Source organism: Sphingomonas bacterium (genome assembly GCF_903644055.1).
Taxonomy (GTDB): domain Bacteria; phylum Pseudomonadota; class Alphaproteobacteria; order Sphingomonadales; family Sphingomonadaceae; genus Sphingomonas_I.
The window spans coordinates 1-14,314 of sequence record NZ_CAHJXD010000287.1; the positions used below are offsets into that span (position 1 = coordinate 1).

12 protein-coding genes and 1 pseudogene are annotated in these 14,314 nt (G+C 69.6%); 6 read left to right on the forward strand and 7 right to left on the reverse strand.

Annotated elements, in window-relative coordinates; genetic code table 11:
- Positions 1 to 741, forward strand: a pseudogene (locus HUU94_RS12265) (MMPL family transporter); the annotation flags it as partial.
- A 165-nt stretch (positions 742 to 906) separates the two neighbouring features.
- On the opposite strand, the gene HUU94_RS12270 reads toward HUU94_RS12265, so the two are convergent.
- A complete protein-coding gene (locus HUU94_RS12270) occupies positions 907 to 1,497 on the reverse strand; it encodes an ABC transporter substrate-binding protein (RefSeq protein WP_254602188.1) in 591 nt (196 codons plus the stop codon).
- Between the two features lie 186 nt (positions 1,498 to 1,683).
- On the opposite strand from HUU94_RS12270, the gene ispH reads away from it, so the two are divergent.
- Complete coding sequence (ispH, locus tag HUU94_RS12275) at positions 1,684 to 2,643, forward strand: 4-hydroxy-3-methylbut-2-enyl diphosphate reductase (protein ID WP_174275353.1); 960 nt, start codon at positions 1,684 to 1,686, stop codon at positions 2,641 to 2,643.
- A 4-nt stretch (positions 2,644 to 2,647) separates the two neighbouring features.
- A complete protein-coding gene (hpnH, locus tag HUU94_RS12280; RefSeq protein ID WP_174275354.1) occupies positions 2,648 to 3,796 on the forward strand; it encodes an adenosyl-hopene transferase HpnH in 1,149 nt (382 codons plus the stop codon).
- A 295-nt stretch (positions 3,797 to 4,091) separates the two neighbouring features.
- On the opposite strand, the gene HUU94_RS12285 is transcribed toward hpnH, so the two are convergent.
- The 6 genes from HUU94_RS12285 to hpnA form a co-directional block, all read right to left on the reverse strand.
- Positions 4,092 to 4,754 carry a phosphorylase family protein gene (locus HUU94_RS12285; RefSeq protein WP_174275355.1) on the reverse strand — a complete coding sequence of 221 codons (663 nt, stop codon included), beginning with the start codon at positions 4,752 to 4,754 and terminating at the stop codon, positions 4,092 to 4,094.
- Positions 4,751 to 6,691 (reverse strand): squalene--hopene cyclase, encoded by a 1,941-nt coding sequence (shc, locus tag HUU94_RS12290; protein WP_174275356.1) that lies wholly within the window; start codon positions 6,689 to 6,691, stop codon positions 4,751 to 4,753. The genes HUU94_RS12285 and shc overlap by 4 nt, the downstream gene beginning before the upstream one ends.
- Positions 6,691 to 7,938 (reverse strand): hydroxysqualene dehydroxylase HpnE, encoded by a 1,248-nt coding sequence (gene hpnE / locus HUU94_RS12295; protein ID WP_174275357.1) that lies wholly within the window; start codon positions 7,936 to 7,938, stop codon positions 6,691 to 6,693. Before hpnE ends, shc begins: the two co-directional genes overlap by 1 nt.
- Positions 7,935 to 8,765 (reverse strand): presqualene diphosphate synthase HpnD, encoded by an 831-nt coding sequence (gene hpnD / locus HUU94_RS12300; protein WP_174275358.1) that lies wholly within the window; start codon positions 8,763 to 8,765, stop codon positions 7,935 to 7,937. Before hpnD ends, hpnE begins: the two co-directional genes overlap by 4 nt.
- Positions 8,762 to 9,610, reverse strand: coding sequence for a squalene synthase HpnC (gene hpnC, locus HUU94_RS12305; protein WP_174275359.1), 849 nt, complete (start codon positions 9,608 to 9,610; stop codon positions 8,762 to 8,764). The genes hpnD and hpnC overlap by 4 nt, the downstream gene beginning before the upstream one ends.
- Before the next feature lie 76 nt (positions 9,611 to 9,686).
- On the reverse strand, positions 9,687 to 10,685 hold the full coding sequence (gene hpnA / locus HUU94_RS12310) for a hopanoid-associated sugar epimerase (RefSeq protein ID WP_174275360.1): 999 nt from the start codon (positions 10,683 to 10,685) through the stop codon (positions 9,687 to 9,689).
- A 239-nt stretch (positions 10,686 to 10,924) separates the two neighbouring features.
- Here hpnA and hpnI point away from each other — a divergent pair, with 239 nt between their 5' ends.
- The 3 genes from hpnI to hpnK all read left to right on the forward strand — a co-directional run.
- Positions 10,925 to 12,112, forward strand: a complete 1,188-nt coding sequence (hpnI, locus tag HUU94_RS12315; RefSeq protein WP_174275361.1) for a bacteriohopanetetrol glucosamine biosynthesis glycosyltransferase HpnI — start codon at positions 10,925 to 10,927, stop codon at positions 12,110 to 12,112.
- Entirely contained in the window at positions 12,109 to 13,557 is a 1,449-nt protein-coding gene (gene hpnJ / locus HUU94_RS12320; RefSeq protein WP_217429621.1) for a hopanoid biosynthesis associated radical SAM protein HpnJ, read from the forward strand. The genes hpnI and hpnJ overlap by 4 nt, the downstream gene beginning before the upstream one ends.
- A gap of 146 nt (positions 13,558 to 13,703) precedes the next feature.
- On the forward strand, positions 13,704 to 14,314 hold a 611-nt coding region (gene hpnK, locus HUU94_RS12325; RefSeq protein WP_174275362.1), incomplete at its 3' end, for a hopanoid biosynthesis-associated protein HpnK.

The following is a 14,314-nucleotide window of genomic DNA, read 5'->3' on the forward strand; positions in this document are numbered from 1 at the left end:
GCGGAGCGCCGCGCGGCCGATGCGCTGCTGGTGCCGCCGCTCAAGACGATGCTCGGGCGGTTGCATCTGTCGCTCCAGGCCGAGCCGATCACGATGGCGACGCTGCCCGCGGACATCAAAGGCGATTGGGTGTCGCCACGGGGCGAGATCAGGCTCCAGGTCGTGCCCAAACCCGCCTTCGCCGACAATGAAGGGCTGGCGCGCTTCACCAGGGCGGTGCTGGCGGTGGCGCCCGACGCGACGGGGACGGCGGTCTCGACGCAAGGCGCGGCGCGGACGATCGGGGGGGCGTTCGTCGAGGCGGGGGTGCTGGCGCTGGCGATCGTCACGCTGCTGCTGTTCGCGGCGCTGAGGAGCGTCAGGGAGGTGGCGTTCACGCTGGCGCCGGTGGTGCTCTCGGGCTTCCTGACGCTCGGCACCTGCGTGCTGATCGGGCAGCCGATCAACTTCGCCAATATCATCGCCTTTCCTTTGCTGTTCGGGATCGGCGTGGCGTTCCACATCTATTTCGTGATGGCGTGGCGCGCGGGCGCGGACGGGCTGCTGCAATCGCCGCTGGCGCGCGCGATCTTCTTTTCGGCGCTGGCGACGGGGATGGCGTTCGGCAGCCTCTGGCTTTCGCACCATCCGGGGACGGCGAGCATGGGCAAGGTGCTGATGCTGTCGCTGGTCTGGACGCTCGTCTGCGCGCTGGTGTTCGAGCCGGCGCTGCTGGGGCCGCAGCGCAAGGCGCGGGGTTAGAGGCTGTCCTGTTGACGTTATACTCTCGTCACCCCGGACGTGATCCGGGGTCCCGCTGCCTGCCAAAGCTGAAGAAGAAGCGGGACCCCGGCTCAAGGCCGGGGTGACGTTTCGGCTTGAACAGGACGGCCTCCAGGGACAGCCGTCCGGGTGACGGTATAGGGGTCAGCTCCCGGCCTTGGCATCCACCTGCGCGAGGCGTTTCGCCACCGCACCCGCGCCGCCGGTCGCGGCGGTGCTCGCCAGATCGGAGCGCTGGACGGCGAGCTGGCTGACGCCGCCCGAGATGACGTCGACGATCGACCAGCCGGTGCCGGCGCGGTGGAGGCGGAAGTAGAGGATGTCGCTGCCGGAGCCGCTGATCGTCACCTTGACGATGCTGTCGGGCCCGCGCTGCTGGACGGCGGGATCGATCGTGAAGCGTTCGCCCGACCAGCTCTTGAAGTTGCGCGCGAGGCTGATCGCCGAGTGGCGGGTGAGTGCTGCGATCGCGGCGGCGCGATCGGCGGCGGGCGCGCTCGCCCAGCCCGGGCCGATCACCAAGGCGGCGATCGCGGGCATGTCGTAGCTCTGCGCGACGAGCGCCTGGAAGCGCGCGACGCGCGCGGGCATCGGCAGGCCGGATTTCATGATCGCCACCACCTTGTCGTCATAAGCGGCGATATGCGCGGCGGCGCCCGTCTCGGCGGCGGCAGGCGCGGCAAGCGCGGGACCGGCGAGCACGACGGCGGCGGCTAGCGGCATCCACGATTTCACATCTCTCTCCTCTTTTCCCGCACAGTCTAACGCATTTTCCATCCAAACGGGGGCTGAACGCGGACATGGCGACGTCTATCACCGGGTTCATATCGGTCAGCCGCGCTTAAGCCAGGCGGAGGCAAGCCCTTGCTGCGCGGCAGCAATAAGACCAAAGGGATGAGGAGTTTCGCGTTGGGAGGACCCGTGGCCAAGATCGTGCTCGCGCAGCCGCGCGGATTTTGCGCAGGCGTGATCCGGGCGATCGACATCGTCGATCAGGCGCTCGATCGCGTGGGCGCGCCCGTCTACGTCCGCCACGAAATCGTCCACAACCGCCACGTTGTCGAAAAATTGCGCGCCAAGGGCGCGGTGTTCGTCGAGGAGCTAAACGAGGTGCCGGCGGGCGAGGTCGCGGTGTTCAGCGCGCACGGCGTCTCCCGCGAGGTCGAGGCGGAGGCCAAGGCCGGCGAACTCCAGGTGCTCGATGCGACCTGCCCGCTCGTCCGCAAGGTGCATTTCCAGGGCCGCCGCTACATGAAGCAGGGGCGCAACCTCGTGATGATCGGCCATGCCGGGCATCCCGAGGTGGTCGGCACGCTAGGCCAGATCGACGGCAAGGTGTGGCTGGCGGGAACCGTCGCCGACGTCGCGGCGCTGCCGCTGCCCGCCGACGCGCCGATCGCCTATGTCACGCAGACGACGCTTTCGGTGGACGACACGCGCGAGATCATCGCGGCGCTGCAATCGCGCTTCCCCGACGTGATCGGCCCCGACGTGAAGGACATCTGCTACGCGACGCAGAACCGCCAGGAAGCGGTGCGCGACCTGTGCAGGGTTTCGGACATGATCCTCGTCGTCGGCGCGCCCAACAGCTCGAACAGCAACCGGCTGCGCGAGATCGGCGAGGAAGAGGGATTGCCGAGCTTCCTGATCGAGGACGCCTCGCAGCTCGATCCCGCCTGGCTCGAACAGGTCGAGGTGATCGGGCTGACCGCGGGCGCCTCGGCGCCCGAGGAGCTGGTGCAGGGCGTCGTCGACCGCATCCGCGCCTATCTGCCGGTGACCGTCGAGAAGCTCGACGGCATCGAAGAGAATATCGAATTCCGCCTGCCGCCGGAGCTCCGCAAGCTGGGGCAGCCGGCGCCGGCGCCAGTGGAAGGCTGATCTCATGCTCGCACCCGCCCCCTACATCGCGCGCATCGGCGCCTATATCGTCGGCCGGCACCTGCGCGGCGTGAAGCGCTATCCGCTGGTGATGATGCTGGAGCCGCTGTTTCGCTGCAACCTCGCCTGCAAGGGCTGCGGCAAGATCGATTATCCCGATTCGATCCTCAACCAGCGCCTGTCCTACGAGCAGTGCATGGCGGCGGTCGACGAATGCGGCACGCCGATCGTCTCGATCGCCGGCGGCGAGCCGCTGCTCCACCGCGACATGCCCCGGATCGTGCGCGGTTTCCTCGACCGCAAGAAATATGTCATCCTCTGCACCAACGCGCTGCTGCTCAAGAAGAAGATCGACGATTACAAGCCGCACAAGGGCTTCACCTGGTCGATCCACCTCGACGGCGATCTCGGCATGCACGATCAGGCGGTGAGCCAGGACGGCGTCTACGATATCGCGGTCGATGCGATCCGGCTGGCGAAATCGCGCGGCTTCAGCGTCTCGATCAACTGCACTTTGTTCAACGGCGCCGATCCCGCGCGTGTCGCGACCTTTCTCGATACGGTGAAGGCGCTGGGCGTCGACGGCATCACCGTATCGCCGGGCTACAGCTACGAGCGCGCGCCCGATCAGGACAGCTTCCTCAACCGCACGATGACCAAGCAATTGTTTCGCGGCATCCTCGCGCGCGGGCGCGGCGGCAAGGAATGGCCGTTCCGCCAATCGCGCGCCTTCCTCAATTTCCTCGCGGGCAACGAAGCCTATAAATGCACGCCCTGGGCGATGCCGGCGCGCACCGTGTTCGGCTGGCAGCGGCCCTGCTACCTGCTCGGCGAGGGCTATGTCGATACGTTCAGCGAGCTGATGGACGGAACCGACTGGGATCAATATGGCGTCGGCAATTACGAAAAGTGCCAGGATTGCATGGTCCATTGCGGCTTCGAGGGCAGCGCCGTGAAGGACATCGTCCGCCACCCGATCAAGGCCGTGATGCTGTCGTTGAAGGGCGTGCGTACCGAAGGCCCGATGGCCAAGGACATCCCGCTCGACAAGCAGCGCCGCGCGAAGGACGTGTTCAGCCTCAACGTCGATGCGCATCTTGGGCGGATGGAGAAGGCCGGCAACAAGGTCGACGGGCGCGTCGAGGTGCATTGAGGGGTTCGCATAGCTGCATATCTCGTCATGCCAGCGCAGGCTGGCATCTCATTCAGCAGGATGAGTTTAGATCGACCCACTCCTCCGCTCATCCTGAGTAGGGATCGAGCCTGTCGAGAGCCCGTATCGAAGGACAAGCCCGTACTTCGATACGAGCCCTCGATACGCTCCTGCGGAGCTACTCGGTCTCACCTCAGCAGGAGCGGGTAAGGCTAAAATCATCGGACTCTAGCTTCATGGCCTGAGACCCCAGCGTTCGCTGGGGTGACGGGAGGTTGTGGTTGGAAGAGTGAACTCAGGCAGGGAACGCCATCCGCGTGCCGAGCAATTTCGCGCCCGCCTTCAGCCCCCGGAAGCCTCGCGCGAAATTGGCCATCGTCCTGGCGACGTCGGCGGTCTGGCCGGGATGGACCGCGAGGCTCTTCAGCATCGCCAGCGTGTCGAGGCTGCCGTCGGGGCGCATGCAGACGGTGATCGCGGGGGGGAGGAGGTGGCCGGCCTCGTCGGAGACGATGCGGACGATCGCGAAGGGCAGGCGGTGCGCCCTGGCGACGGCCGCCGCGACGTGGCTTTCCATATCGACCGCGAGTGCTGCGTGGCAGCGGCCGAGATCGCGCTTTTCGGCGACGGTATCGATCATCCGGCCATCGGCGAAGAAGCCGCCGATCCGCGCGCCCGGCAGGCGGGCGGCGAGCGCGTGCGCCCAGCCGGGATCGCAACTCATGTCGACCGCGCCGCAGATCCGATCGCCGACGATCCAGTCGCCGATGCGCAGATCGTCGTGGAGCGCGCCGGTAAGGCCGTAGCTGACGATCCCAGCGACCCTGGGGGCGAGTGCGGTGAGATTGCGTTCGAGCGCCACGGCATCGCCCCCGCCGGCGACGGCGAGCACGCCTTCGGTGGGGAGCGTCCGGACTTCGCGATTGAAGCCGGTGGCGACAAGGACAAGCGGCGTCATATCCCCCATGTCACCGCCTTGGTGTTGCCGCGCTGGAGGTTGCGGTAGCGGGCGAGCGCCCAGAGCGGGAAGAATTTGGGATAGCCGTGGTAGCGGAGGTAGAAGACGCGGGGGAAGCCGCCGCCGGTATAGACCTCCTGCCCCCAGAGGCCGTCCGCGTCCTGGTGCGCGAGCAGCCATTGCACGCCGCGCGCGACGGCGGCGCTCTCAACCTCGCCCGCCGCCATCAGCCCGATCAGCGCCCAGGCGGTCTGCGAGGCGGAGGAGGGGGCGGGCGTGTGGCACTTGCGATCGAGCGCATAGCTTTCGCAATCCTCGCCCCAGCCGCCGTCGCCGTTCTGGATCTCTTCGAGCCAGGCGACCGCGCGGCGGATCATCGGCGCATCGGGCGCGACGCCCGCGGCATGGAGCGCCGACAGCGCCGACCAGGTGCCGTATATGTGGTTGACGCCCCAGCGGCCGAACCAGCTACCGTCGGCCTCCTGCTCCTTCGCTATGAAGGCGATGCCGCGATCGATCGCGGGCCGATCCTCGGGGCGCGCGAGCTGCGCGAGGAAGGAGACGCAGCGCGCGGCGACGTCCACGGTCGGCGGATCGAGCAGCGCGCCATGATCGGAGAAGGGGATGTTGTTGAGATAATGGTGGCTGTTGTCGATATCGAACGCGCCCCAGCCGCCGTCGGCGCTCTGCATGCCGAGCGTCCATTTGCGCGCGCGTTCGATGCGCTCGGCGAAGCGGCCCGGCGCGGCGCGGTCCATCGCCAGCGCGACCGCGGCGGTATCGTCGGTGTCCGGATAATGCGCGTTATTGTACTGGAAGGCCCAGCCGCCGGGGCGCAGGCCGGGGCGCTGCCAGCTCCAGTCGCCCGCGACATCCAGCACTTGGCGCGGCCCGAGCCAATCGAGCGCGGCGCCGGCGGCCTCCTCCTCGCCCGCCTCCAGCATCGCGTGCGCGGCAAGCGCGCTATCCCACACCGGCGAGACGCAGGGCTGGCAATAGACCTCGCCATCGGGGCGGCGGACGAGCAGATTTTCGAGCGCGCGCCACGCCACCGCGCGATCGGGATGATCGGCGGGGACGCCCAGCGCATCGAGCATCATCACGCAATTGGCCATCGCCGGATAGATCGCGCCGAGGCCATCCTCGCCGTTGAGCCGCTCGACCACGAAGGCGCGCGCCGCCTCGATCGCGCGGGCGCGGGTGGCCTTGGGCCAGCGGCCGCGCATCCGCTTCAATCCGCGATCGAGCAGGTTGAAGCCCAGCGCCCAGCCCCGGTGCGCATGCGCGCCGCGCGACGGCGGGCGGACGCCGGGGACGTAGAGCTCGTCGACCCGGATGCCGCGCGGGTTGCGCGCGACGGGCCGCAGCGCCGCCAGCACGAGCAGGGGGACGACGACGGTACGCGCCCAATAAGAGATTTTGGAGATGTGGATCGGGAAGCGGCGCGGGAGCAGCATGATCTCGACGGGGATTTCGGGAATGATCTCCCACGATCCCGCGTCGAACAGCGCGAGCTGCATCCGCGTGAAGACGTTGCTGACGGCGGCGCCGCCGCGCTTGAGGATTTCGGCGCGCGCGCGCGCCATGTGGGGCGCGTCGACATCGTCGCCGATCATCTTGAGCGCGTAATAAGCCTTGACCGTCGCCGAGATATCGAGCGGGCCATCGTGGAACAGCGGCCAGCCGCCATGATCCGCCTGGATGCGACGCAGGTAGCGACCGATCGCGGCCTCCAGTTCGAGATCGTCGGGCTCGCCGAGATAGTGGCGCAGCAGGACATATTCGGCGGGGATGGTGGCATCCGCCTCGAGCTCGAACACCCAATGGCCGTCGGGCTGCTGGAGGCGCTTGAGCGCGCGCGCGGCGCCGCCGACCGCCGCATCGATGCGGTCGATCGGAGCGGGATGAGCCGGAGCCTGATCTTCGGTGCGCAGCATCAACGTCCCTCGGCGATCGCGATCCCCGCAGCGCTTTCGCCCGAGCGGATCGCCCCTTCGATCGTGGCGGGCAAGCCAGTCTGCGTCCAATCGCCCGCCAGCAAGAGATTGGCAAGCGCGGTGCGCGCGGGCGGGCGGCGGCGATCCTGTTCGGGGGTGGCGGCGAAGGTCGCGCGGCGCTCGCGGACGATCTGCCAGGGGGGGAGCGGATCGGCGAGGCCGAGCACGGCGGCGACATCGGTCCAGAGGCGCGCGGCGAGCGTCTCGCGATCCTCGTCGCACAGCGCGTCGGCGGCGCTGACCGTCACCGAGAGGCGATCGGGGAAGGCGAAGATCCAGTGCGCGGTGCCGCCGACCACGCCGGTGAGCAGCGGCGCGCCGGGCGGCGGCGCCAGCAGGAAGTGCGCGTTGACGATCGCATGGTGCCGATCGGGAACGGTGAGCGTGGGGAGCAGCTCGGCGGCGGCCCAGGCGGGGACGGCGAGGATCACCGGCTCGTGCGCGGCGACGGCATCGGTGGCGTCGGCGAAGGCGAGCGCGGTGGCGCGGCCGCCCGCCTCCTCTAAGCCGCGCAGGCGACGGCCGAAGCGGAGTTCGGCGCCATGCGCTTCGAGCCAGGCGAGCGCGGGATCGACGAAGGCGGCGGAGAGCGTGGGATGCGCGACCAAAGGGCGGCAGGCCTGCCCGCCTCTCGCGAGCGTGCCGGTGACGATCGCCCCGCCGAGCTTCGCCGAGGCGCCGGCGGCGGGCGTGTTGAGCGCGGAGACGAAGAAGGGATCGAGCAGACGCGCCCAGAGCGCGCCGCCGACTGCGAGGCGATCGGCGAGGCGTTCGTCGGGCCCGGCGGCGCCGAGGCGGGCGAGCGGCAGATAATCGCGGACGCGCGTGCCGGGGACGCGGCGGCGCGGGGCGGCGATCCACCACGGGATCGGGCCCGAATTGGGGCGGACCTGCCAGCGGGCGCCGTCACCGAGATCGGCGAAATCGAAGCGCGCGTCCGTGGGGCCGGCCAGCCGGTCGCCGGCGCCGATCCGCGCGAGATAGGCGGCGACGCGGGCGTTGCCGGAGAGGACGAGGTGGTTGCCGTTGTCGATCGTGCAGCCGAGCTTGGGATCGCGGTACGAGCGGCAGCGGCCCCCCGCGTGCGGCGCGGCCTCCGACAGGCGGACCCTGTAGCCCGCCTCGGCGAGCGTCATCGCGGCGCTGAGCCCCGCCAGCCCCGCGCCCACGACATGCGCGCGTCTCACAGGCCGAGCTTGAGCCTGAGCAGCGTGAAGAACAATGCGAGGCGATTGTGGCGGACGCGCTTGCGCGGGCTCGCCCAGCCCGCGTGGCGCATGCGGCGGAGCAGCTCGGCATAGGCCGCCGCCATCAGCCGTGGCGCGATGAGGTGGCCGCGCGGGCGGGCGCGGAGGATCGCCTTGGCCTCGGCATAATGGGCGTCGGCCTCCGCGGCGACCGCGCGGCACACGCGATCGATGCGCGGATCGGCGATGACGCGCGCGATATCGCCGATCGGGACGCCCGCGCGGTCGATCGCCTCGCGCGGCAGATAGAGCCGGCCGATCGCGGCATCCTCGTCGATGTCGCGCAGGATGTTGGTGAGCTGGAGCGCGCGGCCGAGATGGTGCGCCAGCGCCTTGCCGGGGGCGGCGTCCATCCCGAACACGCGCACCGACAGCCGCCCCACCGCCGAGGCGACTCGATCGCAATAGAGATCGAGCTCGGCGTGCGGCGGCCAGCGGAAATCGCGGTCGACATCCATTTGCATGCCATCGATCACCGCCTCGAAATCGGCGCGCGCGAGGGCGAAGCGCTGGACGGCGGGCTTGAGGAATGCCGCCTGCCCGCCGGGCCCGCCCGCGTAGAGATCGTCGAGGTCGCGGCGCCACGCGTCGAGCGCTTGCGCGCGATCGATGCGCTCGCCTTGCATATCGTCGGCGATATCGTCGACCGCGCGGCAGAAGGCATAGATGCCGTACATCGCCTCGCGCTCGGGCTTGGGCAGCACGCGCATGCCGGCGTAGAAGCTGCTCTTGGCGGCGGGCGGCGCCTCGGTGGCTTCGGCGGTCATCGGCGGAGCAGCCGCTTGAGCGCGGCGGTGGCGGCGATCGCCAGCATCTCGGGCTTGCCGTGGTGGACGCGCTCGCGGAGCGGATCGCGCGTCCTGAGGCGCCGCGCGAGGCTGACCGCCAGCGCCTGGATCACCGCGACCTCCATCGCGAGGCGGATATCGCGGATGCCGCGCGCGAAGCCCGCCGATCGGCGGAGCAGCCCCTCGGCGCGAGTCGCGGCATCGACGATCGCGACGCGCAGGCCGGGGGTGGCATGGTCTCGCCCGAGGTCTTCGGTGGCGGCGCCGTGGGCGCGGAGCAGCTCCTGCGGCAGATAGACGCGGTCGATCGCGCGATAATCCTTCGCGCAATCCTGGAGGTGGTTGATGATCTGGAGCGCGGCGCACAGCGCATCGGACGCGGGCCACAGGGCGCGATCCTCGCCATGCACGTCGAGCACGTAGCGCCCGACGGGCGCCGCCGAATAGCGGCAATAATCGAGTAGATCGTCCCAGCTTTCATAGCGGTCGATCGTGACGTCGCGCGTGAAGGCTTCGAGCAGATCGAGCGCGTGGGCGCGATCGATGCCGTGCGCCGCCTGCGTCTCGCGCAGCGCCAGCGCCGCGGCGTCGGCGTCGCTGCTCCCGAGGATCGTGTCGCGCATCGCACCCAGCCACGCGAGCTTTTCGGCGGGCGGCGCGCCCGGATGATCGGCGACATCATCGGCGCCGCGCGCGAAGCGGTAGAAGGCCATGATCGCCCCGCGATGCGCCGCCGCCACGAGCACCGATGCGACGGGGAAATTCTCGTTCCTGTGCCCCTTGCCCGAGGCGAGGGGCGCGTCGGCGGCGAGCGTCGCGGTCATGGCTGCACCCTCATGCCGGGCACCGTACCGCCAAGCGCGGGCAGCGAACAGCCATGTCGAGGGGAAGTAACCGCGATCATCCGAGCAGGCCCCGCGCGCGCGACCAGGCGAGCGCATCGGCGATGCCCTGCTGCCACGGGCGGTGACGATAGCCGAGCTCGGCCTCGGCGCGCGCGCTGGAGAAATACATGTGGGTGCGCGCCATCCGCAGCGTATCGAGCGTGAGCAGCGGCGGGCGCCCGCTGAGCCGCGCGATACCCTCCATCGCCAGCGCGACGGGGAAGAGCGGGGCGATCGGCAGGCTCCAGCGCGGCGGCCTGCGGCCGATCTGGCGCGCGATCTCGGCGAGCATCTCGCCCAGCGGCACATCGCCGCCGCCGAGGATGTAGCGCCTGCCGATCCGTCCCTTCTCGAACGCCAACACATGCCCTCGCGCGACATCGTCGACATGCGCGAGGTTGAGCCCGGTATCGACATAAGCGGGGATCCTGCCGCGCGCCGCATCGACGATGATCCGCCCGGTCGGCGTCGGCTTGACGTCGCGCGGGCCGATCGGGGTCGAGGGATTGACGATCACCGCCGGCAGGCCCTGCTCGGCGATCATCTGTTCGACCAGCCGCTCGGCGACGGTCTTGCTGCGCTTGTAGGCGCCGATCGCGCTTTCGGGGGTGGCGGGGCGGTCCTCGTCGGCGGGGCGCGCGGGGTCGGGCTTCAGCGTCGCGACGCTGGAGGTGTAGACGATGCGCTTGACGCCGGTCGCCAGCGCGGCCGCCATGATCGCCCGCGTGCCCGCCGCATTGTTGCGGACGATTTCCTCCGGATCGGGCGCCCACAGCCGATAGTCGGCGGCGACATGGGCGAGCGCGTCGGCACCGCCGAGCGCGGAGACCAGCGATGCCTCGTCGTCGAGATCGCCGGTGACGATTTCGCCGGGAAAATCGGCGAGGTTGGTGCGATCGCTGGCCGCGCGCGCCATCCCGCGCACATGATAGCCCGCGTCGGCGAAGGCGCGCGCAACCCCCGAGCCGACGAAGCCGGTCACTCCGGTCACCAGGATCGTCCGCCCACGCGCCATCCCGCCTGCCCCTAAGCGGCGGCGGCGGGGTTGAGAAGGGCGCGCGCGGCGAGCCGAGCCGGGGTGCGGCCGATCCTCCCCTGTGAGGGGAGGTGGCAGGCGAAGCCTGACGGAGGGGTGTCGCCCTCTGGATAGCGCGACACCCCACCACCACCGCCTGCGGCGGCGGTCCCCCTCCCCCGCCGGGGGAGGAACCGTGCGGGCTGACCTTGGCGGCGATCGGGGCTAAGGCGCGCGCGGTGGCAACGATCCTGGCCTGGCTGTTGTGCGCGCTCGCGATCGGCGGGATCGGCGCGAACCTGCACAGTGCGTTGGGGGTGGCACGCCTGGCGCGGCGGCGGCAGGCGCCGGGGGCGGCGGTGGCGGTGAGCCTGCTCAAGCCGTTGCATGGCGCGGTGCCGGGGTTGGCGGAAAAACTCGCGGGGTTCCTCGATCAGGAGTGGGAGGCGCCGATCCAGATGGTGTGCGGCCTCCAGCGGGAGGACGATCCGGCGCGGCAGGTGCTTGCCGGGCTTCGCCGTTCCCATCCCCTCCTCCGTCATTCCCGCTTACGCGGGGATGACGAGAAGAGAGAGATGCGCGAGCTCGTCGAGATCGTCGACCCGAAGTCGCACGGCGCGAATGCCAAGATCGCCAACCTCATCAACATGCTGCCCGCCGCGCGGCACGACCTGATCGTGCTGAGCGACGACGATATGGCGGTGCCGCGCGAGTATCTCGCGGGGCTCGGCGGCGCGCTTGCGGAGCCGGGGGTGGGTGCGGCGACCTGCTTCTATCGCGGGCGGGGCGCGACCGGAGGCTGGTCGCAATTCGCGGCGGCGGCGACGAGCTATCACTTCCTGCCCTCGGTGGTGCTCAGCCAAACGCTCGGCTTCGCGCATCCCTGCATGGGATCGACGATCGCGCTGCGCAGCGAAACGCTCGAGGCGATCGGCGGCTTCGCGCGCTTCGCCGACGTCCTCGCCGACGATTACGAGATCGGCCGCGCGGTGCGCGGGTTGGGGCTGAAGGTGGTGCTGCCGCCGATGCTGCTGGTCCATGACTTCCCGGAGGCGAGCCTGCGCGCGCTCTGGCGGCACGAGTTGCGCTGGAGCGTGACGCTACGCGCGGTCGATCCGCTCGGCAATGCGGGCATGGTCTTCACCTATCCGCTGCCGTTCGCGCTGGCGCTCCTCCCGCTGATGCCGCGCCTCGGGGCGGTGCTGGTGTGCGCCACGCTCGCGGCGCGCCTTCTGCTCAAGCGCGCGGTCGATGGCTGGGCGGGGGCCTCGACCTGTCCTTTCTGGATGCTGCCGTTCCGCGATATTCTCTCACTGGCGCTCTACCTGAGGGCGTTCGTCGCGCGATCGGTTGATTGGCGGGGGCAACAGCTTGTAATGGCGGGCAAGGGCCGCGTCATGGCCCAAGCGGAGTCACCGTCCCGATGATGCGTTCCCTCTTCCTCCAGGCGCCCTCGTTCGACGGCTATGACGGCGGCGCCGGCGCGCGCTACCAGATGAAGCGCGAGGTCCGCAGCTTCTGGTATCCGACCTGGCTCGCGCAGCCCGCGGCGATGGTGCCGGGATCGCGGCTGATCGACGCGCCCGCGCACGACCAGAGCTGGGACGACATCAAGCATGAGGTCGACGGCAAGGAGCTCGTCATCCTCCACACCTCGACCCCCAGCTTCCGGCAGGACCTGCACACCGCGGAGCTGATCCGGGCGCGCAATCCGGGCGCGCTGATCGGCCTGATCGGCGCCAAGGTCGCGGTCGAGCCCGAGGTGGCGCTCCGGCGCTCGGCGGCGGTGGATTTCGTCTGCCGCAACGAATTCGACTTCACCGTCAAGGAGGTCGCCGAGGGCGTGCCGCTGGCCGAGGTCAAGGGCATCACCTGGCGCGATCCGGCGGGCGAGATCGTCCACAATCCCGATCGCGCGATGCTGGAGAATATGGACGATCTGCCGATGGTCTCGCCGATCTACAAGCGCGACCTGACGATCGAGAGATATTTCGGCGGCTATCTCAAGCACCCCTATGTCAGCTTCTACACGGGGCGCGGCTGCAAGAGCCGCTGCACCTTCTGCCTGTGGCCGCAGACCGTGGGCGGGCACAATTATCGCACGCGCTCGATCGCCAACGTCGTCGAGGAAGTGCAATATGTGCTGCGCGAAATCCCGCAGACCAAGGAGATCTTCTTCGACGACGATACGCTGACCGACAATGCCCCGCGCGTCGAGGAACTGGCGCGCGCGCTGGGCGCGATCGGCTTCGGCAAGCCGGGCTTTCCGATGAGCTGGTCGTGCAACGCCAAGGCCAACGTGCCGCGCAAGACGCTGGAGGTGATGAAGGCCAACGGCTGCCGCCTGCTGCTCGTCGGCTACGAGAGCGGCAACCAGAAGATATTGCACAATATCAAGAAGGGCCTGCTGGTCGAGGTCGCCAAGCGCTTCTCGAAGGATTGCCGCGAACTCGGCATCGTCGTCCACGGCACCTTCATCCTCGGCCTGCCCGGCGAGACGCTGGAGACGATCGAGGAGACGATCGCCTTTGCCAAGGAGGTCAATCCGCACACGCTCCAGGTGAGCCTCGCCGCGCCCTATCCGGGGACGTTCCTCTACAAGCAGGCGGTGGAGAATGACTGGTTCGACGGCGGCGATCACCTGCTGACCGAGGGCGGCACCCAGATCGCCCAGTTGAGCTATCCGCACCTGCCCGCGAGCGTGATCTTCGACAAGGTCGAGGAATTCTACAAGCGCTTCTACTTCCGCCCTTCGAAGATGGCCGCGATCCTCGGCGAGATGTTCCGCGACTGGGACATGATGAAGCGCCGCCTGCGCGAGGGGGTGGAGTTCTTCAGCTTCCTCAGGAACCGGAAGCAGGCGGCGGCTTAGGTGCGCGTGGTTCCTCCCCGGCACGGGGAGGGGGACCATCCGCAGGATGGTGGAGGGGGCCCTCTACCGGCGTTGCGCCTGATCGATAGCCCCCTCCACCCCTCGCTGCGCGAGCGGTCCCCCTCCCCGTGCCGGGGAGGAATGTAATGCGGCGGCTCATCGTCACCGCCGACGATTTCGGCGCGGCGGTCGCGGTCAACGAGGCGGTCGAGCAAGCGCATCGCTCGGGCATCCTCACCGCCGCGAGCCTGATGGTGGCGGGCGCGGGCGCGGCGGACGCGGTGGCGCGCGCCAAGGCGATGCCGTCGCTGGGCGTCGGCCTGCATGTCGTGCTGGTCGGGGGGCGGCCGATGCTGCCGCCGCGCGTCATCCCCGATCTGGTCGACGGCGACGGCGCGTTCCGCACCGACATGGCGTGGCTGGCGGTGGAGATCTTCTTCCGCCCCTCGGTGCGCGCACAGGTCCGCGCCGAGATCGCCGCGCAGTTCGAGGCGTTCGCCGCGACCGGGCTGCCGCTCGATCACGTCAACGCGCACAAGCATTTCCACCTCCACCCGACGATCGCCGCGCTGATCCTCGAGATCGGCGAGGGCCACGGGTTGCGCGGCGCGCGCGCGCCGATCGAGCCGCGCGAAATCCTCGACGCGATCGAGCCGACGCCGGCCACGCTCGCGGACCGGATCGCCGCACCTTATGCGCGATCGGTGGGGCGGCGGTTCCGGCGGGCGGGGCTGACGGCGCCCGATCGGGTGTTCGG

What these genes read in the sequence shown, in the direction of transcription:
- hpnA (WP_174275360.1), bottom strand. Translation starts at nt 10,685, where the DNA reads ATGGCGCGTGGGCGGACGATCCTGGTGACCGGAGTGACCGGCTTCGTC.
- shc (WP_174275356.1), bottom strand. Translation starts at nt 6,691, where the DNA reads ATGCTGCGCACCGAAGATCAGGCTCCGGCTCATCCCGCTCCGATCGAC.
- hpnC (WP_174275359.1), bottom strand. Translation starts at nt 9,610, where the DNA reads ATGACCGCGACGCTCGCCGCCGACGCGCCCCTCGCCTCGGGCAAGGGG.
- hpnH (WP_174275354.1), top strand. Translation starts at nt 2,648, where the DNA reads ATGCTCGCACCCGCCCCCTACATCGCGCGCATCGGCGCCTATATCGTC.
- hpnD (WP_174275358.1), bottom strand. Translation starts at nt 8,765, where the DNA reads ATGACCGCCGAAGCCACCGAGGCGCCGCCCGCCGCCAAGAGCAGCTTC.
- hpnJ (WP_217429621.1), top strand. Translation starts at nt 12,109, where the DNA reads ATGATGCGTTCCCTCTTCCTCCAGGCGCCCTCGTTCGACGGCTATGAC.
- HUU94_RS12285 (WP_174275355.1), bottom strand. Translation starts at nt 4,754, where the DNA reads ATGACGCCGCTTGTCCTTGTCGCCACCGGCTTCAATCGCGAAGTCCGG.